Genomic DNA, 20,821 nt, shown 5'->3' on the forward strand with positions numbered 1-20,821 from the left:
ATGATGAAGATGAAATATTATTTAATTTTATCCTGTCTGCTTGTACTTTTTAGTGCTTGCCGAAAAACATTTGAATGTACCTGTACAGAAACTGCACAAGGCACGGAAGTAGGTGCTGTGGCTGATAAATTTCAAGCTTTTACAGTAAAAAAAGCAAAAGACAGATGTACCGACATGGAACAATCTTATGAGCAAGATACTGTAACAATTGATCGTGAATGTATTTTAACGGTGGAATAGTATGTTTTAAATTATAAGTGGCTATATAGCATTGAAAAAGGTGCCAATTGAATAGTCGGTTTTATGTACTATTGGCTCTAAGTATTCCAGTGTTGCTCATAATTCGGCAAAGGTGGTAAGTAGAATCCTGTCAAATTTCAGGGATTCTGGAATACTTATTTGGTGCTTCCGTTTTCTGGTCCACTATTCGAAAAAAAACTAAACTTGTGCCTTGAGCAATAATAGTATACTGTTCAATAAAGCTTTTTATAGTACTGTTTTCCTGTGCAATCGCACGCTCAATTAAGAAAACAGCAGTAAATGATTTGAAACATCCCCTAGTAACTAATACAATGATTTTGTAGCTTAATTACCGGTATGAATAGCTACAATACCCTTGTTTAAAAGAATAGACTAATGCTATTTAAATGTATAACCCAGACCAAAACTTATTTTTTTACCTAATTCCCAGCTCCATTTCACTGGCTTATTATTGGGGCCTAATAAAGTAGATTTAGCGTTATAAATAAAAATCAAACCTCCTCCAAAAAATGGAGTAAAATATAGCCGATCCGTTAATCTCAAATTGAGTTTTACACCTATATTTTGTGCAAACGCGCTAACATTACTTATTGTATCCGTTACCCTAACCTAAATAAAGTCTTACTCAGTCGTAGGAAAATCTATTAAGGAGCCTATTGCAAAATACCAATCATTTAGTCGGTGCGACTCAAATAATTCAAAATTGTAACTGACATTTATATTAAAGTCTTTTCTTTCAACGATTCTATAATCATACTTTAAAGTACAACCAAATCGGTCAGATAAATTAGTGTATATAAATGCTTTTTTATATAGGTTTTGATTTGAAAACTTAGTCAGGTTATTGATGTTGTATTTAACCCCAACACTGAATACAGATTTTCGTTTTGTATAATTCAATTCTACACTTTGATTTCTACCAGAATGGATAAAATTCTAAGAACTTTCAATTGCGAATTGACTAGTAACAGTTAAGTGGTTATAAAGGAAGTGAGTAACTAATATATGCTTCATAACACTTTATTTAAATTTGAACCTTAGTAGGGATTATCAATTAAAAAAAAATGGAGAATTCAATTAAGAATCCCCCACCTCTCTACCTATGAAAAAAGATTATTTTTTTACTATTTTTCGAGTATACTCACTTTCCGCAGTTTTAACTTTTACAAAGTAAATACCTGCTGGTAAATTATTAAGTTCAATACTTGATACTGTAGTGGACATTATATTTTGACCTAAAGAATTATAGATAGTGATTTGCTCAATTTCAAAAGGACTTAACACATTAATTCTATTTTCAGTCGGGTTTGGAAACACAGTTAAGTTCACCCAGTCTGCTTCGGGAACAGATGAGGTAGAATTGCTTCCAAATTTAATTACCATTGCTCCATTTGCTGAATATGGCGCTACGTTTAAATTATTAACATTCGCAGTTGGATCCACATCAACAATACCATATTGCTGACCTGTCAATATCAAATTATCATCTATGTCGAAATTAATTGCCTGAATAAAATTACTTGCGCCTTCAAAAACCGAATACCAATCCAAATCACCATTTACATCCAATTTAGTGATATGACCATACCAGTCATTCGTACTACTTGTAATTAACTGACTATTTGATGATGGATCAAAATCTGTATCTCCCATTGCAAAGCCAACCACATGTACTTCTCCTGCTTCGGAAACGAACATGTCCCTACATTGCTGCGTTCCTGCTCCAGAAATTACTTTCACCCAAACCAATGTGCCATCAGAATTCAATTTTTGAATAAAAAGATCATTCAAAGTGGATGTTAAATTTGTGGAACTTCCCAAGGGATCGAAATCAGAAGTGCCATCAAATTGACCTGACACATAGATTTTATCTTGTGCATCCACCTCTATACTTACTGTACGATCTCTTCCTGCCCCTCCAATTGAAAAGGCCCATTGATATTCACCAATAGCATTTAACTTCATCACAAATCCGTCATAGTCTCCTAGATGGGCAGACAATAATCCCTGCGCCATAGAAGGGTCAAAATCGATATTTTGCCCTTGAAAATCACCTGTACAATAAACATTCCCCTGAGCATCAACAGTAACATCATTACAGTCATCCGTTCCTGGGCTACCGGCACTAGTGGCCCAAACCACATCACCTGTCGCATTTAGTTTTGCTACAAAAAAATCCGTTACACCTGCAGAACTTGAACTATTAGAGGTTAAAGTTGTAGTGCCAAAATTTACCGTTCCACCAAAAGAACCAGCTAACAACAACTCACCATTCAACCCTAATTTGATTGAATTTCCTAATACAGCGTACTGGGATTCAATTTGCTTTACCCATTCAAAATCTCCTAAATGATCAAGTTTTAGAATAAATAAATCTTGTTGACCAGCAGAAGTTAGATTGCTAACACCAGGACCTAAATCAAAATCAACAGTTTCTTTAAAATAACCCGTTACAAAAATATTACCATCTTCATCTGTCGCTATGCTTTTAATAACATCTTGCTCAGCCGAACCAAAACCTTTGGCCCAAACTAAATTTCCGTTGGCATCTAACATTTGTAAACACATATCTAAACTTCCTGCAGCAGTTAATTTTAAACTATCTGCACCTGGGTCAAAATCGTTAGTGCCACTAAATGATCCGCCTGAAATGATATTTCCATTTGGCATAATTGCAGAACTTTGTACTGTAAAGTCGGTAGAATTTGCCCAATTTAAGGCAGGTATTTGTCCAAAAAGTATACTTGGTATAACAGACAAATAAAGCAAGAGTAATTTTTTCATAGCAGCTATTTTTTTATTAAAAATAACTTGAATTACTAAAAAACATAAACGCACTTTGCAAAACCTATATTTGACTTTGTGTAATTATTAATCCTCACACATTTATGATGCACCCTTTCTCCATTAGCATTGAATTGGATTTTTCACCATAGTTTAATTCTTCGCTTTTTTTGTTAATCATGATGACAGTAATGGCGTAAAAAAAAATGATTTTCTCAATGCTTTTTAGCATGTTTATATTTCTTTATCCCTGCTTTAATTTCTGTTTTTAAATAATTTTCTGAGGGCGGAATGGGACAGCTGTACCTATCGTTATAATGACAATATGGATTATAAGACTGATTAAAATCAATTAGAATAGAATCGGCTTTAGGAATTTCTAAATCAATATACCTCCCCCCATTATATGTCGATTTACCATTGGTATCGTCATTAAACAATAGAAACAAACCGTTTTTATACTCTGCTATTTGGGAGTACTTGATGTTTTGAAAAATACTCAATTCGAAAACCTGTTCTTCAACTTCAAATTTGGCGATACCATACTTTCGATACAAAGGCAAACGCGCTGTAGAAGTTTTCATGCCAAATGTATCACTCAAAGGCGTCAGCTCCAGTTTTGCCATGATTCTATAATCTAAATCTATCTTAAAAAATTGATGCTTTTTAAATTTAAGTCTATCTTTTTCCAACAATGGAGATGCTACAGAATCTTTGTATTGCACATTCAATTCTTTTTGAAAATCACGAATTTCTGTAATTGATTTTACTTTTTCATCCTTTCCTTGAATCACAAAGAACAATAGACTGATTAGAAATAATAGTGTTTTCATAGGCTTCGAAGTTAATAAAAATACTTCCACCACCAGATACTCTCCTTAAAAACAAAAGGAACATACTACATAACAAAGCCTTTTATTTCAATTCACATTCGGTAGAGAAATCCGCATAGAATCATCTTTTAAGGAAAATCCTTTATTGGGAAAATTTATGGCATTTAAATCAGGTTTAAAATTACTTGGTGGCACATTAAACAAACGTGGTTTTTCTTTATTGCCTACCTGACCTGCAGCTTGACTAACGTAAACTATTTTTTCCTTCACCACCTCTTTTTCTAGCACTACTTCTACGGTATCATATCTAATAGTTTCTAACCATAATGTATCGACTTGAGCGGTTAAATGACTGCCATTTTCTTCAGTTACCACCCTTGTAAACGGAAACACAATATACAAGAGCAAAAACACAGCAGCTATTGCCAATAATGCTTGGTACAATGGTATTGTTGCGGATAAAAATCCGCCACTTCTATTTTCGTTTAACCACTGTTTTGGTTCATAATCATCTGCTAACAAAAATAGTTGTTTTGATTCTACAATGATAGCGCGTTCAAGCGCATAATCTTCCGCCGTAATATGTTCCAAAACATGATTTTGTTCAAGCGTAGACAATTCATTAAAATCTTTATTCTCTATTAAATCAGTTATCCAACTTTCTAATGCTTCCTTCTTTTTCATCTCTAATTAATTTTGAATAATTTACTTTCCAATTTTGGATCAAACTCCTTTAATTCGGCCGCCATTTGCTTTGTAGCATAAAATAAACGCGACTTCACAGTACCTATATTTGTTTCGGTAATGGTTGCTATTTCTTTCAAACTAAAAGTTTGATGGTACCTGAGGACAAATACTACTTTATGCTCGTAATTCAATCCTGCAATTTTCTCTTTTAGCAACAAACGAAATACTTGCTTGTCAAACTCATTGTGCAGGTTTGTTGCACATTCATTAAATGCTTTTGAACCTTCTATGATTTCTTCTTCTCCGTAATGTAGTTTCATTTTTGTGAAGTGGGTCTTACACATATTACTCGCAATGGTAAACACCCAAGTATAAAACTTTTTCTCAGTATCGAATAGATGCTTTTTATCCATTAATTTCACAAATAAATCCTGTAGGAAATCTTCTGCCAAGGCAACATCCCCCTTAAACATATTGATAAAATAACCCAACAGTTTTTTACCATAACGCTGATATAGCTCAGCCAAAGCAATGGAGTCGTTCGATTTAATCAAACGACTCATCAATGCCTCATCTGACAATTTTGTGATATCTGTTTTAAATAATTTCATTTATCGCTGGGCTATCGATTACGGTTTTTCATTTAACCATGCCTCAATTTCGCTTTCTTGCTCTGTCCCTTTAGCAATAGTAATCATTAGTTTACGCAGTTGTTCTGCTTTTAACAATTCTTCGCTTTCATAATAATGACAATATAATTTCATAAATGCCGGTAAATAAAAGGCGTTAAACTGTTTTGTTTTTTTATCCAAAGGATGAAATGAAAATTGTTCCAATAAACCATCTAAAAGATATCTTTTCTCGACATTCCTTTTAATGATCGCTAAATTGTCTATACTTTCTAATGCATATTTGTAGGCCAATCCTGTCAAATAAAGCTGGTCTGAATAATCATCCTCAAATTGTTGAATTGCTGTCCCACTGACATAAATTGGTCGTTCGCCATGCTTCTCGAAAATAGCCTGTCTTATCTTTTTATTTAACGCATCATATCCTGCTTTAGTTTTAACATCTGCAAATTTCAAATCAATTGGCGCAATGTTCAGTTGATTAAATATTTTTTCTCTATAGTCATCTAGTAAAATCAAACTTGTATTAATCACGGTCACATCTTTTCTATGCTCTTTTGCCACTTGAATGACCCAGGGTAAAAAAGTATCATTATCACCAGCACTAAATACAATTGCATTTTCATCTAACCCAGCCAATAAATTATAGGCCCAATTATAAGTTCCTCCTGGCATATCGTTCGCTTGATAAACCATTAATGCGAACTTCTCAAATTCAGGCTGATTGCATTGAACTGCATAATGCGTCATTAAATCACCATAAGTCCTTGTATCCAAAGGATTAATCTCATAAGCCTTTTTGAGGTACTTAAGCTTGGTTTGGTCACTCCATCCATCCCACCAAACAATATGATTGGCTTCAAAAGAATTGGGGATTGTTTGATAAACATCAATCGCTATTTGAGCGGTTAGTTTCTGATATTTGTCTCTTGCCAAGGAATCATCATGCGAGATATTCCTTAGGGCTCTATTCGCCGCATAATAATTGTACCAAGCCTCTCCATTCTTTTTATTCTTTTTAATCTCCTTTTCCCACAAATCTGATTGTGTTTGATACCAGCTGACCTCATTTATTTCTTTTGTAATACTATATACCTTTTGCGGCTTCTGTGCCGAACAACTCAAGCTAATGATCAACCCTACTATTATTCCTATAATTTTCATTTTTTAATTTTTTGTAGAAAAAGTGCACTTTATTCTTGATTCTTAAGTAATACTAAATAACTGTCTCGAGGTTCAATTAAAAATTACTTTTTTTAAAAAATAATCTAATTTAAATGTGACCCGCCTAATATTCCTGCGTCAAAAGAATATAAACCAAATTAAGAAAATGAAAAAAGTATTACTATTAGGCGCCATTTTAATCTCCACTTTAATTTATGCGCAAAACGAAGTTCAAATCCCTAATCAAGTGAATGTAAAAGAAAATAATGTTGTTTTAAACGGTGTGGAAAGAACAGGATATTCAATGGGAATTAATGGAGACACAAAAGATATATTAAAATCATTTGCAGCCTACTTAGAAAGTAAAAAAAGTTTAGATGTAAAAATAAAATCTGCTGTAATTGTAGGGGAAGACTTAATGAATACAAGCATTTCAGACAAGCATTTTAACATTTATGCCATTTGCAATGAAACAAGTGAAGGTAACGAGTTGACTTATTTTATGAGTTATGGTACGGATATTTATGTATCTCAAGAAGCTTACCCAATAGAGTCGGCAATTGCCATAAAAACAGTAAATGACTTTGGTAAAAATTATTATTCTGAAATAATACAAAAGCAAATTTTAACAAGTACAAAAGCAATGAATGAAGCCAATAAGGCTTTAGAAAACGTGAATGACGACATCAGTGATGTAGCCAAAGATAAAAGTAAAGAAGCCGTAAAAATTGAAAAGATTGAGAAGAAAAAACTAAAAGCGGAAGAAAAAGTTAGAAAGTTACAAAACACCATAGAAGAACAAGGAAAAGGAATAGCGGAAAGCCAAAAAACAATTGAAAAATTAGAGGCTAATAATACGCAATTAATGACAACAAAAACAACTGCTACCACCGCATTATCGGAGGCAAAAGAAAGCTTAAGTGAATTGACCAAAAAAAAAGCTACTTTTCAATAATATCTAAATGACTAGTGACTAGTCCTACAAAAAAAACCAGATGAATAATTCATCTGGTTTTTTTATATCTTCATATTTTTTAAAAGTCAGCCACAATTTGGTATAGACTTTTTATTAGTTTACTTTTTGAATATTCTTTTTATTTATAGCATGTTCCAGACTAATCGTCTTTACTTTAATATCCAATTCTGCAGCCTTTTCGATAAAGTTTTCTATAATTTCATTTACATCATAATGCATGAAACGCGTCTGGCGTGTATCAATTTCAATCTCTTCCCCTTTAGGTATTCTATCCAATATTTTTAAGATGGAAGCTTTATTTAAGAAAGAAACATCTTCTGACAATACCAATCTGTATTTCTTTTGATTATTTTCATTTTTGACTTGTAACACATAAGGTGTGCGGAAATTATTGATAATGATAACGATTATCGCGACTAATAAACCGAGTAAAATCCCAGTCAACAAATCAGTTAACAAAATACTTACCACCGTGACGAAGAAAGGAATAAATTGTCCCATTCCTTGCCCATACATTTCTTTAAATAAAGCGGGCTTTGCTAGTTTAAAACCGACAATCAATAAAATAGCGGCCAATGTGGCCAACGGTATTTGGTTTAATAAAGTAGGAATAGCAATTACGGAAATTAATAAAAGTAGGCCATGAAAAATAGTCGAAAGTTTTGATTTCCCTCCAGCTTGTTGGTTTGCAGAACTTCTAACAATTACTTGCGTTACGGGTAGTCCTCCAATTAATCCTGCGATAATGTTTCCAATACCTTGGGCTTTTAGTTCTCTATTTTTAGGTGTAATTCTTTTATCTGGATCAATTTTGTCGGAAGCCTCTACACATAATAAAGTTTCAATACTTGCAATTACGGCAATAATAATAGCAGTAGTATACACTTCTACTTGGCCTAATGCGGCAAAATTTGGTAAGGTGAAATTACTCCAAAAACTACTAGTTGAACTGGACACAGGTAAAGCAACTAAATGTTCTGCGCTTACAGCGAGTGTTGTTGAATTCGCAAATGCAAAGTTTAAGGTTATTCCGGCCACAACGGCTAATAAAGGGCCTGGTAATAAAGCGGCAATTTTGTTCTTTTGAATAAATTTACTTTGCCAAAGAATTAAAATAAATAGAGAGATAGCAGTAATTATGACAATGCCAGGACTGATATAACTAAACATGTTTGAAATTTCAGAAAATGTATTCTGGTGATCAGGCTGAAGAAATGCTTCATCCCCTTCTGGAACTGCATCATAGCCAACTGCATGTGGCAGTTGCTTTAAAAATATCAAAATCCCAATTCCTGCTAACATTCCGTGGATGACAGATGATGGAAAATAATTAGCAATGGCTCCTGCTTTGGCATACCCCATGATCACTTGTATAATACCTGCCAACATAATTGCAACAAGTATGATATCAAATCCTCCCAGATCGGTAATACCATTTAATATAATTACTGCAAGTCCCGCAGCCGGACCACTAACACCCAAAGAAGAGCCACTTAATGCCCCAACCATTACCCCACCGATAATACCCGAAATAACCCCAGAAAATAATGGGGCTCCTGAAGCCAAAGCAATACCCAGGCAAAGAGGTAAGGCCACTAGAAATACCACAATACTCGCTGGTAAATCAGATTTAATATGTTTAAAAATATTTTGTTTCATTTTGATAAAAATTATTGCATTCAATCGACTAAAAGACAGATTGAAAATAAGTAATGCTAATTTGATAGACTATTTTTAAAGTATAGAACTGCACAAATAATTTTAATAGATGCAGGAACAAACTTCAGTGAGCCATTATATAAAAACTCCGGTAAAGAAAAATAGTAAACTTAATATGGTGTTAAACCAAACTTTCTGGTGGTGGATTGAAAACTTCGATATTTACCCTTTGATAAAAGGTATTCAAATAAAAATAATTTGATTTTTCTAATACTGTCTCGAGTGTACTTCTAAATGAATAAATGTGACTTGGCACTTCAAGTCCTACCCTTTCCTCTACGAATCTTTTTTGTAAGGTTTCCTCTTCTTCCACCATTTGAAAAACACGATCTCCCCTACCCCAATCTGGAAATACAAAAGAAATAAATGGTTGTGCGATAAAAAAATACAAAAGGTAAGTCAAGATTAAACGCTTTGGTAGCATTAACCTATTCTCACCCATTATGTCATTTCTATTACCCATTTTAACTCCGACATTGCACTTTCTTGCAAAAATATAAGAAATATGACTTTTCAACGTGCTCCAAACGCAAATTATTGTTAATTTTTATGCTAATTAACCGATTAGATGGCTTTAGTTAAAATTTTATATAAACTAAAAAAAGCCCATTGAAAAACAAAATCTATCTTTAAGCATGCAAAGTAAATTAATGGTCCTAATAGAAAGACCAGATACAATTAAACAACCTCGTTTACACCGAAAATATATCCAATTGGCGCAAATCCTATATGCCATTGGCATTAAAGAAATATCGATTGAAGTTAGCACAGAAATTAATAAAGAAATTGAAAGATTAAACACAATAAAAGACAAGGATCCTCTTTTAATAAAGGAGATTGCAAAAGCACAACAGAAAATATTAAAATTGGTTTTACATACCTATAAATTTGTACCCATTAACCATTATAGAAATATTTGGCTAGCTGTTGGCATGGCAGCATTCGGAATTCCTTTGGGTATTTTATTTGGGTTAGGACTGCATAATATGGCCTTTTTTAGTATTGGACTTCCAATTGGAATGGTGATTGGCATGGCATACGGTATACAAATGGATAAGAAAGCATTAAAAGAAGAAAAACAATTAGCTGTAGAGATTAATGCCTAATCCTAATTTTTACTATTGCCGTTAGCATACAGCAACAATTACACCTATAAACAAATAGAAATTCGATTACATTCAACTATTTTCATGCGCTTCCACATCTTTACGCAAATCTAATTTTCTAAAACTAGGTGAAACAAGGCCTGCTGTTATTACAGTAATTAAAGTCATTGTCCCACCAAACACAACCGCTGTTACTGTCCCCATTAATTTGGCAGTTACCCCACTTTCAAATGCTCCCAATTCATTAGAAGAACCTAGGAACATTGAGTTTACAGAAGCTACCCTTCCCCGCATGTCATCAGGAGTTTTTAATTGCAAAATGGTTTGTCGAATTACCATAGAAATACCATCTGTTACCCCACTAAAGAATAAGGCTAAAACAGAAACCCAGAAAATGGAGGAAAGACCAAAAATAATAATACAAACCCCAAAGCCAAAAATGGCAATTAATAACTTCATACCTGCATTTTTACTGATGGGTAAATAGGCCGTTATCAACATAGTAATGAATGCACCAACAGCAGGAGCAGCCCTTAATAAACCAAAGCCCTCTGGTCCTACTTTTAAAATATCTTGTGCGTATATGGGTAAAAGCATCACTGCTCCACCAAACAAAACAGCGACCATATCGAGCGTTAATGCGCCTAAAATAGCTTTTGTTTTAAATACAAACTGTACGCCAGCTTTTAAACTTTGCATCACCGGTTCTCCAATTTTATTATTTAAAATAGGTTTCTTTTTCACTTGTAAAGTAATGATAAATGCAAGGACAACAAAAGAAAAAATAATACATAAAGACCAATGTACTCCTATCCAATTGATAGAAAGGCCAGCAAAAGCGGAACCTAAAACAGAAGCCATTTGCCAAGTAGAGCTATTCCATGTAGCTGCATTTGGATAAAGTTTTTTAGGTACAATTAACGCCAACAAAGAAAAAATAGTTGGACCGAAAAAGGAACGCAAAAAACCACCAAAAAAAACAAGGGCATATATGCTATACAATACGGTATTCGTAGACCATCCGCCGACTATTTTAGGCCAGGTTAATAAAAATAATCCAAAGCTAATTAATGAAAACAATGCAATACAAATAGCCAATAGATTACGTTTTTCTTTTTGATCCACAATATGACCAGCTAACAAAGCCATACTCAAGGCTGGTATAATTTCCATTAAACCAATAATACCTAAAGACAAAGGGTCTTTAGTAAGCGCATATACTTGCCACTCTATGACAATAAACTGCATGGACCAACCAAAAACTAAAAAAAAACGCAATAATAAAAACACTTTAAACTCCTTTATTCTAAGCGCTGCATATGGATCTTTTTTGGCCATTTTATGGTTTTTTTTACTGCTTACTAAAATGTGATACAAATCTAAACTTATCTCAAATTTATCCAAATGAAACCATGAAATATTCTATTCATTTAACTTGAATTTTACGATAATATTTACCTTTAATTAGAAACAGAATTTATATAGTCGAGTGTACTACTTAGACAAATTTCTCCTTTTATATCTTTTAGTGTTTGTATACTATTTCAGTAAATAATAAAAATAAAATGATCCACCTGTTGGGAAAAAATGGACGACCTTCAATTTAGTCAAATAGCGGGAAAGGGTATCCATTTTTTTGTTCCTGAAAGGAATTCACGCACATTGTTTATTGGGAGATAATATATCTTATATTGCACAATCAACAAAAATTAAGCAACCCTAAACATGCAAACAACCCAATTAAAACTAGACGAGCAACTACCACTCACCTGTTCTCGAAAAGGAACATGTTGTCATGGAAATGTAGTGATGTTAAATCCATGGGAATTGTATGCTTTGGCCAGAACAAAAAACATCTCAAGCAAAGAATTTCGCTCAGAATACTGTGACATGGAAGGCATTCAATTAAAATTCAACGGGCCGAAAAACAGTTTAGGTAAGCAAGCATGTAGTCAATACGTCGAAAATTTTGGATGTAGTTTACATGCTGGTCGCCCATTAGCCTGTAGATTATTTCCCTTAGGCAGACAGATACAAAATGAAAAAGCACACTACATGTTTCAAGGTACTGAATTCCCTTGTCTAAATGGCTGTAAGGAAGTTTTAAAGTTACCCAAGTTATCGGTTCAAACCTACATTAAAGAGCAGAATACAGCCCCTTACGAAAAAGCACAAGATGCCTATTTAGAAGTCATGCAAAACATTGCTGACATTGCTTTTGAATTGCTATTAGAAACAGGATTAGCAGAATCTGGTGATAAAAAAACATTGGCGCTATGGCGCAAAATGGGAAAAGAGTCAGCCAGTGAATTAGCTAAGCGTATTGGCACCAATTGGATGGACATATTATTAACGCCAGCAATAACCTCCTCTTTAAATGACCCAAATACTTTTGTTCAAAATCATTTTGAACTATTACAAATAAGCATTCAAGACAAGTTTTCAGTATTAAAAACGAATATGCAGCTGCACGAGGCTGCAGTTTTAGTCATGGGACTTGCTTTATTTTTGGCAAGAAGCATTGGAGCAAACCCAACAGAGCTCGCTAATTATTGGGCCGATACCGCAGTTAATTTTGGTGCGCAAGAATAAGCACCATAAAACCTTATCATTTTCAAATAGACTAATTATTTAAGATTAAGCCAGAGAAAGGTTCATCTAATTTTAAAGAAACTTATTTAGCCACATGCTTCTGCTTAGCTTTATAAGAACTATTTGTTTTTGCAGTATCCACCACAAATTTACCGTTTAAAAAACTTCGTCCAATTAAAATAGGAAACTTCATTTCCCATCTTTCCGTTAAGGAAAGCTCAATAGGTAACACCTTACCAAACATAGTTATTTCAGTTTGAATAATAAACCGTGATTGCACCGTTCCACAAGAACTTTTTATATCTTTTTTACGGTAATGGGTTAGCCTATGCACACGGTCGTGTGGTTCAGGGAATGATTCATCTAGCAACTGAAATTCTATGACAGGAACACCATCATAAATATGTTCTTCAATTTTAGAACAATGAATACTTGAGGTATATGCACCTGTATCCATTTTTACATCAATATTTTCTAATCCGAGTTCCACAAAATCCACCTTGTCTACTCTTCCTATCGTAATCCTATCTTTCATTTTTACTCCTCCAAAAGGGCTACAAATGTAGTTTAAAAAATTACCGATTGTATAGCTAAAAATAAAAAACCTGCTTAAAAAAGCAGGTTTTAACTAATATTACAATTCCGCTTTTTTTAGATTTCTCCAACTACAGCTTCAGATACATTAATAATATGATCTCCGGCTTTTTCACATAAAGAAAACAAGTTGCTAAATATCATACCACTTTCTAAATTAAAATCTTTATCATTTAAGTTTGAAAGATATTCTTCCTTCATTTTATTTCGTTTGGTATTGATTAAATCTTCCGCTTCTTTTGCTGCTTCTAAGGAAACACCATCCCAATCTGCATCTAAATTTTCGCACATGATTTCAAAAGCATTATCAATGAGTTTAAACATTCTCAATAAACTGGCTCTTTGCACAGGTAAAAACCATGCCTTCAACTCCTCTTTTCTTTCAATACTTTTTGAAATTTGATAAAAGATATCCCCTATACGTTCTAAATCGTTTACTATGCTGTTCATAGATCTCACTTTCTTAGCCGTATCTTCCGTCATTTCTCCTTTAGAAACCTTTGCTAAATAATTAGCTACTTCCACTTCCACTCTATCCGTAATTTCTTCGTATTTCTTAATTTTACGGTATAACTTAGTTTTAACTTTAGAGTTCTGCTCTGTTAACAGTTGTTGATTGAATAAAGACATTCGACTAGTAATTCGACCAAACTTCGCTACTTCTTTCTTCGCTTCTAAAATAGATAAATCTGGTGTTCCCATCATCCCAGTACCAATATAATCTAAATGGAATTCTTCATCTGCCGCACCTTTAGACTTGACAGTTCGTTCAGCTAAGGAAACTAACTTTGGCACAAATGGCAGCAACAAGATTACATTCATGGAATTAAAAGCGGTATGGAATACTGCTAGTCCTGTATTCGCTGCTGACCCATCCGTATAAGGATCACCATTAATAAATAAGGATATTCCTTTTAAAATATAAGGAAACAGTAGCAAGGCCCATGTCACTCCAATCACGTTAAATAAAGAGTGAATTCTAGCCGATCTTTTGGCATGTACATTTCCAATTAAAGAGGCTAACTCTGCAGTAATAGTGGTACCAATATTTTCTCCCAAAATCATGGCTGCGGCAACCTCAAAAGGAATAACACCACCACCAACTAAAGTCATGGTTAATGCCATGGCTGCGGAAGAAGACTGAATAACTACGGTAACTAATGCACCTAATAAAACAAACATTACTGGTCCATACCACACATCTTTAAAATCGACAAAAAACTGAACGATAGCAGAATCTGGTCCTAAAGTCGGCACCGCATCTTTTAATGCACCAAGTCCCATAAATAACAAAGAAAAACCAATAATTACATTTGCCCAAACTTTTACTTTACCTTTTGAAAAGAAAAGTAATGGTGCACCAAAAGCGATAAAAATAAAGGCATAAGAATCTAAACTCACTTTAAAGCCAAACAACAAAATTAGCCAAGCTGTAATAGTGGTTCCAATATTTGCTCCCATCATCACACCTGCAGACTGTCTTAAAGTCATTAATCCCGCATTTACAAAACTTACTGTCATTACTGTAGTTACCGAAGAAGATTGAACCACTGAAGTAATACCGAACCCAGTAAAGACACCTTTTATTCTGTTAGAAGTAATAGACCCAAGCATGTTTCTTAGTCTTGAGCCGGCAGCCTGTTGTAAACCTTCACTCATTATTTTCATACCGAAAATAAACATACCTAAAGCCCCAATTAATATGAGTAGTTTAAAAATACCCCAAGTTCTTTCTGCTGTAAACTTTCCTTCTTTCGCCCAAATTATCTTCTCTCCAGTGTCAACACCTATTTTATACACATAACTTTCACCGCCACTTAATTCCTTTATTTTATAGGAAACTTTATTAATGGAAATATCATCTTCCGTTATCCAAGGTGATTTTTCAGGATTAGACTTATTTTGTTTTTTACCAATTTTTGTATTGTATTTTAATACATATTTTGTTTGAGGATAAATGGTCAATATTTTTTGTAATAAGTCATTTTCAATCCCCCAAGTAATACTCGCACCTTCTTCTTTTCCTTTTGACTGGTTACTTTTAAAAACCGTTTCACTAAGCGTAGAAGCGTGTACCATTTCTGTTCCGTATACAATATTACCCGCCGAATTTCCCGATCCAATTAAAAGATCAAGTACCATATTTTCCTCAATATCTTCTACCAACATTTTTTTAGATGCTGCAGTTACAATATTTTCCGTCCATGGTTTATCTGTATTGTGCTCCTTGAATTTTATCCCAATGTACTTTTCTTGAGGGGAAACAGATTCCCAAGTGAAAATTAGAGAACCATTACCAAATGCCTTTAAAGTTAAAGAATCGGTATAATTTGTAAAATCATAAGTAAAAGAGGATAGCACCGTATTTTTAGAAGGCACTATTAAAGATTGATTTACATCAGTGGTATCGGCAATAGCATAATTAGCATTTGCGATCATTCCAATAACAAATAACAGGGAAAACAACATTTGTTTCATTTGTATCTTATTTTTAATTTTAGTGCGACAAAAGTAAACCTTTGAGCAAGCTAACTATTTTTTTTAATGTTAAGCTTATGTTAAGAATCTTCTATATTTTATTACTGGAATAACTTATTTTACCTCGGCACAAACAACACAAAATCACTATCCAAACAAATTGATTAAAAGCAATTAAGGCTATTTTTATAACCAATATTTTTAATTTTCGATATTAAATTAACGTTATGATTAAGGGGGTGAGGTTAATTTTAAATTAAATTAATATGATATTTGCCCCGTAAACGAAAAAACTATGAAAATTTTTAGCTTCATCATCTTCTTCTTATTCCTTGGGAACCTTGGGCATTCACAAACCACTATGCCAACCTTTGGTAAAGGCCTCCAATTTGTAGGCAAGGACTCTAGTTACACCATGAAAATTGGTGTTAGATTTCAGACCTTATTCATTAACCAATGGTCTGTAAGAAATGATGATTTAAATTATGTGGAAGATTACAGCAGCAACTTTCTGATTAGGAGATGGCGATTAAAATTTGATGGTATCGTATACTCTCCAAAGATTAAATATAAATTAGAATTAGGATTAAGCAATAGAGACATTGGTGCAGCAAATAATCCCCAAACCAATTTTGCATCTAGTATTGTATTAGACGCCTATATTGATTGGAATTTTTACCGCAATTTTTCCGTTAAAATAGGACAAACTAAACTTCCAGGAAATAGAGAAAGAGTCATTTCTTCTGCCAATTTACAATTTGTAGATCGTTCCTTATTAAATTCTACCTTTAATATTGATAGGGATATTGGTTTACAATTTCACCATCACTTTAAACTGGGAAATAACTTTATCATCCAAGAAACAGCCGCACTTACACAGGGTGAAGGTAGAAACGTAACTGCAGGGAACCAAGGTGGGTTCGACTATACCTTTAAAGTTGAATTTTTACCTTTTGGAAAATTCGCTTCTAAAGGAGATTATGTTGGATCAGCAGTGAAATATGAAGCTAAACCTAAGCTATCGGTAAGTGCTGCTTACGACATCAATGATAAAGCATCAAAAGAAGGAGGCCAATTAGGTGCTTACATCTTAATAAACGACTTTAACAATGCCAAAACCCTACATACCCTTTTTATTGATTTTATGTTTAAGTATAAAAAGTTATCGATTATGGGGGAATACGCACTTAAAGATACCGAGGATGGGAATCCAAATGTATTTGAAGACGACAATGAAATTGGTACTTATGACGTAGGTAGTGGTTACAATTTATCTGCGGGTTGGATGTTTGATAAAAACGTGGAATTAGCCCTAAGATATACCGCTATAGAAAAAGACATTGTAGTAGGTAACTCTATGAAAGAATACACCCTTGGTTTTTCAAAATTTTTCAACGCACACAAGTTTAAATTTCAAACAGACCTTTCTTACCGAGATAATTATTACCCCAACACTACTTTTGAAAATAAAGGGAAAAATGATAACATTTATTGGAGATTACAATTTGAAGTTCATTTCTAAATTTTAAAACCAAGTAGGCAAATGTCATCCGTTTGCTCTATTCCATCTCCCCATTCTTCTAAGGCTGTTTCTAAAACAGCCTTTTGATTTTCTATGTTTAGACTGCTTATTTCAAGCAAGATCTCCCCAAGCCTTCTATAACCAAACTTCTTGTTACTTGGCCCTCCAAATTGATCCGGAATACCGTCAGACAATATAAAAAACGAGTCCCCCGCTTCAAAGTCTATATATTGACTAGAAAAATTTCTTTTCTCACCGTACACTAAAGCACTTACCCCAAATTTATCTCCTCTATATCTTTCTACCTTATCATTTTTAATCTTAAATAGAGAATTACTAGCCCCAGAATACTCTAGTCGCTTTTTATGCATATTAATGGCGCAAATAGACATGTCCATACCATCAAAAAGATCATTATAACTTCCTGATGCATTTTCTTGTTCAAATAATTTTTGCAAACCTTCTTGCATAAAGTCTAAAATCTCATTCGTGTGATTGATGTATGGTTCATTAATGGCTTGCTCTAATAAACTCTCTCCAATTATACTCATAAATGCACCTGGCACACCATGTCCGGTACAGTCTACCACAGCGACAAATACTTTACCGTTTTTTTCCGCAATCCAATAAAAGTCACCACTAACAATATCTTTTGGTTTAAAGCAGACAAAAGACTTTGGTAAAAGACTATTGATTAAATTATCAGAAGGTAATATCCCTGCTTGTATTCTACGTGCATAATTGATACTATCGGTAATATTTTTATTTTTTTCTGCTAGATCAATCGTTCTGGCCTCAACCTTATGTTCTAAAGTAGCATACAATGCACCATTTGCTAATGCGGAGCCAATATAAGACGCCAAAGACTTTAATAAATCCAAATGGTGTCTTTCAAAAGCATTGATACGCATACTCTGCACCGTAACCACTCCTATCACTTGCCCATCAATTATCATTGGAGTAAACATCAAAGAATTAGGTGATTTACCGTTTAGCACCACGATATCATCTATGTAATTGATGTATTCAATTTTATTATTACCAATGAAAATATCTTTTTTATTTCTAATACACCAAATAGTATAATTTATTTTTTCACCAATTGGTATGCTACCCAACGGATCTAATTCGCCACTTTCAATTTCATAACTATATTCAATTTCATTAGCAGCTTCATTATACAGACGCACACCAAACATTTCTGCATCCATTAAACGAGATATCTTTGAATGGACATTTTCAAAAACATCATCAAAATTTAAAGTAGAAGAAATATCGGATCCAATTTCACTTAATAATTTCGTATTTGCATAGGTATGCAATAATTCATTTTTTTGTGCAATTATCTCCGCAGTTCTTTTTACCACTTCACTTTCCATATTACGATACAACACCGTTTTTTCTATTGCAATAGCCATGTAATTGGCTATATTTTTCGCTAAATTATAATGGTTATCTTTATAGGCATTTGCTTTAAAAGATTGTACGGTTAACACACCAATTGTTTTGTCTTTAGAAAGCAAAGGAATATACATTACTGATTTTGGAATCTCACCAGCTACCGCTTGAATTTCACCTTCTATATAATCAGAAACTTCCTTTTCAAAATCGTGAATCAAAAGTGGTTTGTTTTGCTTAACCGCAACAACCCCTAGTAAATTATCATTATCTAAATCACAAACAATATTTTTAAAACGCCTATCTTTTTCAATAAAATTGATGAAATTTAATTCTTGTTTTTCACTATCTAATAAACCGACACCAAAACAAGATGCATCCATTAAGGAAACAATTTTACCATATACAATATCGACTATTTCTTCGATATTATCTGCGGCAGTAATTGCAACGCCAATTTCACTCAACAATCGGGCAGATTCATAAGAAGTTTTTAATCCTAATTCTGCTTCTTTCTTTTCAGTAATATCTGTTGCAACAACAATAAATTTTTCTAAAACACCATCATCATTTGAGTAAGGCGTGATGTTTGCGTCCAACCAATAATAACCACCCTCTTTTGTCAACCCTTGATAGTCTGCACTAAATGGTTCCTTTAAATGAAACATTTGAAGGATATAATCAATTTTTTCTTCATTCGGTAAAAGACCTTTTTGCATTAAAAAAGGATTTTCTCCAATCACATCTTTTAAGGCATAACCCGTTAAATTTTCAAACCCTTTATTTACCCACTCTACATTTAATTTAACGTCCAATATAAGCACAGCGTTATTAATATCAGAAGCCACAATAGAAAGCCTTTTTAACTCGTCTTTTTGCTTGTGTAACTGATTGTTTAACTTTGTAGTTACTCGCAATCTAGAAAACATTACGAAACCAAATAATACAAAAAGAACTAAACTACCAATTAGTATATTTCGTTTCAATTGTTCATTTTTCAATTCTAACTTTTGAGAGAGCTGCTTATCCTTTAATGACCTAACCAATAAACCTTTAAAATCGTCTTCAAATAAAAATATTTGGTGACTTATTTTCTCATTATAAATAGAGTCTTTAAGAATATTATACGTGTTGAGCTCCTCATAAGCTTCTTGATATTTATTTTGAAATTTATATATTTCATTCAAAACTTTATGATTCGCAATTTTTTGCAACATATAAGACAAGGAATCTGAAATTGCCAAACCTTTAGTTGCAAAAACAATGGCATCTTCCACATCTCCTTTAAGCAATTCCAGCTCCGCAAATTGCGCATAAGTATCTGCCAAAACTTTACTTTTATTAAATTGTATTGCCTTGTCCACTGCTTTTTTGTAATACACCTCCGCCATTTTAAGACTATCCACCAAAACATAATATTTGGCAATGCTTAAGTAATTTTCTACGAAACTATCGAAACTAGGTGCATTTTCGTATTCTAAGACCTTACCATAATAGGCAATAGCTATTTGTGGGTGGTTATTTTTTTCATACAATTTCCCTAATCTTGAATTCAATGCTATTTGATGATTCGGTAAATCGAGTTGATTGGCTATATTTAAGGCATTTTCAGCATAATTAATCGCCTTTTTGGAATCTTTTAGTCCTTCAAAAACAGTAGATATGTTCTGATACATTAACATTTCGACTACCGAATTATCTAAATCTTTAGAAAGCAGCAAAGCTGAGCTTGAATACTCCATGGCTTTAAAATAATCTGCAAAATAATTGGTGTAAATTTCTGCTAACCTAGTATTCACCTTTAACAGCATCTCTTGATCTCCAGAATCTTTACATAAGGTTTGGGCATCCAACATGGCTAATGCAGAAACAGTATAATCGTGCGACAGAAAATCATCTGCCTTATTCAATAACAATTGAATTTTTTTATGGTTGTTTTTTTCTATTTCAATTAAAGAATCATGATTCACCTTAATTTCATTCTCGTCATTGGCAAACGAACTGAATAAATTAAAAGAAATAAATAAAAATACTAAGTAGCTTATTTTCAAAATATTAAAAATTACCTCGAAAGGATA

General features: G+C 33.3%; 17 protein-coding genes. 5 read left to right on the forward strand and 12 right to left on the reverse strand.

Features of this window, described 5'->3' with window-relative positions:
• Positions 1 to 9 precede the first annotated feature (9 nt).
• Positions 10 to 240 carry a hypothetical protein gene (locus tag DNU06_RS00830; RefSeq protein WP_111061312.1) on the forward strand — a complete coding sequence of 77 codons (231 nt, stop codon included), beginning with the start codon at positions 10 to 12 and terminating at the stop codon, positions 238 to 240.
• 642 nt (positions 241 to 882) lie between these two features.
• On the opposite strand, the gene DNU06_RS00835 is transcribed toward DNU06_RS00830, so the two are convergent.
• The 6 genes from DNU06_RS00835 to DNU06_RS00860 form a co-directional block, all read right to left on the reverse strand.
• On the reverse strand, positions 883 to 1,161 hold the full coding sequence (locus DNU06_RS00835; protein WP_111061313.1) for a hypothetical protein: 279 nt from the start codon (positions 1,159 to 1,161) through the stop codon (positions 883 to 885).
• A gap of 213 nt (positions 1,162 to 1,374) precedes the next feature.
• Positions 1,375 to 3,045, reverse strand: coding sequence for a T9SS type A sorting domain-containing protein (locus DNU06_RS00840; protein WP_146239099.1), 1,671 nt, complete (start codon positions 3,043 to 3,045; stop codon positions 1,375 to 1,377).
• 215 nt (positions 3,046 to 3,260) lie between these two features.
• Positions 3,261 to 3,878: a DUF1684 domain-containing protein gene (locus tag DNU06_RS00845; protein WP_111061859.1), complete on the reverse strand. Its 618-nt coding sequence runs from the start codon at positions 3,876 to 3,878 to the stop codon at positions 3,261 to 3,263.
• Positions 3,879 to 3,965: 87 nt separating this feature from the next.
• Positions 3,966 to 4,562: a hypothetical protein gene (locus DNU06_RS00850; RefSeq protein ID WP_111061315.1), complete on the reverse strand. Its 597-nt coding sequence runs from the start codon at positions 4,560 to 4,562 to the stop codon at positions 3,966 to 3,968.
• A gap of 2 nt (positions 4,563 to 4,564) precedes the next feature.
• On the reverse strand, positions 4,565 to 5,176 hold the full coding sequence (locus DNU06_RS00855; protein ID WP_111061316.1) for an RNA polymerase sigma factor: 612 nt from the start codon (positions 5,174 to 5,176) through the stop codon (positions 4,565 to 4,567).
• 18 nt (positions 5,177 to 5,194) lie between these two features.
• Positions 5,195 to 6,358: a hypothetical protein gene (locus DNU06_RS00860; RefSeq protein ID WP_111061317.1), complete on the reverse strand. Its 1,164-nt coding sequence runs from the start codon at positions 6,356 to 6,358 to the stop codon at positions 5,195 to 5,197.
• Between the two features lie 166 nt (positions 6,359 to 6,524).
• Here DNU06_RS00860 and DNU06_RS00865 point away from each other — a divergent pair, with 166 nt between their 5' ends.
• Complete coding sequence (locus tag DNU06_RS00865) at positions 6,525 to 7,313, forward strand: hypothetical protein (RefSeq protein WP_111061318.1); 789 nt, start codon at positions 6,525 to 6,527, stop codon at positions 7,311 to 7,313.
• A gap of 114 nt (positions 7,314 to 7,427) precedes the next feature.
• Here DNU06_RS00865 and DNU06_RS00870 read toward each other — a convergent pair whose 3' ends face one another.
• On the reverse strand, positions 7,428 to 8,993 hold the full coding sequence (locus DNU06_RS00870) for a SulP family inorganic anion transporter (RefSeq protein WP_233502911.1): 1,566 nt from the start codon (positions 8,991 to 8,993) through the stop codon (positions 7,428 to 7,430).
• 181 nt (positions 8,994 to 9,174) lie between these two features.
• Positions 9,175 to 9,516 (reverse strand): hypothetical protein, encoded by a 342-nt coding sequence (locus DNU06_RS00875; RefSeq protein WP_111061319.1) that lies wholly within the window; start codon positions 9,514 to 9,516, stop codon positions 9,175 to 9,177.
• Between the two features lie 172 nt (positions 9,517 to 9,688).
• Here DNU06_RS00875 and DNU06_RS00880 point away from each other — a divergent pair, with 172 nt between their 5' ends.
• Positions 9,689 to 10,159, forward strand: coding sequence for a hypothetical protein (locus tag DNU06_RS00880; protein WP_111061320.1), 471 nt, complete (start codon positions 9,689 to 9,691; stop codon positions 10,157 to 10,159).
• Positions 10,160 to 10,231: 72 nt separating this feature from the next.
• On the opposite strand, the gene DNU06_RS00885 is transcribed toward DNU06_RS00880, so the two are convergent.
• Positions 10,232 to 11,497, reverse strand: a complete 1,266-nt coding sequence (locus tag DNU06_RS00885; RefSeq protein WP_111061321.1) for an MFS transporter — start codon at positions 11,495 to 11,497, stop codon at positions 10,232 to 10,234.
• 387 nt (positions 11,498 to 11,884) lie between these two features.
• On the opposite strand from DNU06_RS00885, the gene DNU06_RS00890 reads away from it, so the two are divergent.
• Entirely contained in the window at positions 11,885 to 12,751 is an 867-nt protein-coding gene (locus tag DNU06_RS00890; protein ID WP_111061322.1) for a YkgJ family cysteine cluster protein, read from the forward strand.
• Between the two features lie 82 nt (positions 12,752 to 12,833).
• Here DNU06_RS00890 and DNU06_RS00895 read toward each other — a convergent pair whose 3' ends face one another.
• Positions 12,834 to 13,286 carry an ATP-dependent zinc protease family protein gene (locus DNU06_RS00895; RefSeq protein ID WP_111061323.1) on the reverse strand — a complete coding sequence of 151 codons (453 nt, stop codon included), beginning with the start codon at positions 13,284 to 13,286 and terminating at the stop codon, positions 12,834 to 12,836.
• Between the two features lie 116 nt (positions 13,287 to 13,402).
• The gene (locus DNU06_RS00900) at positions 13,403 to 15,823 is read right to left on the reverse strand and encodes a Na/Pi cotransporter family protein (protein ID WP_233502913.1); all 2,421 of its coding nucleotides are present in this window, start codon (positions 15,821 to 15,823) and stop codon (positions 13,403 to 13,405) included.
• 295 nt (positions 15,824 to 16,118) lie between these two features.
• On the opposite strand from DNU06_RS00900, the gene DNU06_RS00905 reads away from it, so the two are divergent.
• Positions 16,119 to 17,345, forward strand: a complete 1,227-nt coding sequence (locus DNU06_RS00905; RefSeq protein WP_111061324.1) for a porin — start codon at positions 16,119 to 16,121, stop codon at positions 17,343 to 17,345.
• Here the strand turns inward: DNU06_RS00905 and DNU06_RS00910 are convergent.
• Positions 17,342 to 20,794: a GAF domain-containing protein gene (locus DNU06_RS00910; RefSeq protein WP_111061325.1), complete on the reverse strand. Its 3,453-nt coding sequence runs from the start codon at positions 20,792 to 20,794 to the stop codon at positions 17,342 to 17,344. The two genes, DNU06_RS00905 and DNU06_RS00910, sit on opposite strands and share 4 nt — an antisense overlap.
• Positions 20,795 to 20,821: the final 27 nt, after the last annotated feature.

The organism is Putridiphycobacter roseus, assembly GCF_003234935.1.
GTDB lineage: Bacteria > Bacteroidota > Bacteroidia > Flavobacteriales_D > Crocinitomicaceae > Putridiphycobacter > Putridiphycobacter roseus.

Bases quoted from the DNA above. Each gene is read 5' to 3' on its own strand.
- DNU06_RS00830 (WP_111061312.1), top strand. From the start codon at position 10: ATGAAATATTATTTAATTTTATCCTGTCTGCTTGTACTTTTTAGTGCT.
- DNU06_RS00840 (WP_146239099.1), bottom strand. From the start codon at position 3,045: ATGAAAAAATTACTCTTGCTTTATTTGTCTGTTATACCAAGTATACTT.
- DNU06_RS00845 (WP_111061859.1), bottom strand. From the start codon at position 3,878: ATGAAAACACTATTATTTCTAATCAGTCTATTGTTCTTTGTGATTCAA.
- DNU06_RS00850 (WP_111061315.1), bottom strand. From the start codon at position 4,562: ATGAAAAAGAAGGAAGCATTAGAAAGTTGGATAACTGATTTAATAGAG.
- DNU06_RS00855 (WP_111061316.1), bottom strand. From the start codon at position 5,176: ATGAAATTATTTAAAACAGATATCACAAAATTGTCAGATGAGGCATTG.
- DNU06_RS00860 (WP_111061317.1), bottom strand. From the start codon at position 6,358: ATGAAAATTATAGGAATAATAGTAGGGTTGATCATTAGCTTGAGTTGT.
- DNU06_RS00865 (WP_111061318.1), top strand. From the start codon at position 6,525: ATGAAAAAAGTATTACTATTAGGCGCCATTTTAATCTCCACTTTAATT.
- DNU06_RS00870 (WP_233502911.1), bottom strand. From the start codon at position 8,993: ATGAAACAAAATATTTTTAAACATATTAAATCTGATTTACCAGCGAGT.
- DNU06_RS00875 (WP_111061319.1), bottom strand. From the start codon at position 9,516: ATGGGTAATAGAAATGACATAATGGGTGAGAATAGGTTAATGCTACCA.
- DNU06_RS00880 (WP_111061320.1), top strand. From the start codon at position 9,689: ATGCAAAGTAAATTAATGGTCCTAATAGAAAGACCAGATACAATTAAA.
- DNU06_RS00885 (WP_111061321.1), bottom strand. From the start codon at position 11,497: ATGGCCAAAAAAGATCCATATGCAGCGCTTAGAATAAAGGAGTTTAAA.
- DNU06_RS00890 (WP_111061322.1), top strand. From the start codon at position 11,885: ATGCAAACAACCCAATTAAAACTAGACGAGCAACTACCACTCACCTGT.
- DNU06_RS00895 (WP_111061323.1), bottom strand. From the start codon at position 13,286: ATGAAAGATAGGATTACGATAGGAAGAGTAGACAAGGTGGATTTTGTG.
- DNU06_RS00900 (WP_233502913.1), bottom strand. From the start codon at position 15,823: ATGAAACAAATGTTGTTTTCCCTGTTATTTGTTATTGGAATGATCGCA.
- DNU06_RS00905 (WP_111061324.1), top strand. From the start codon at position 16,119: ATGAAAATTTTTAGCTTCATCATCTTCTTCTTATTCCTTGGGAACCTT.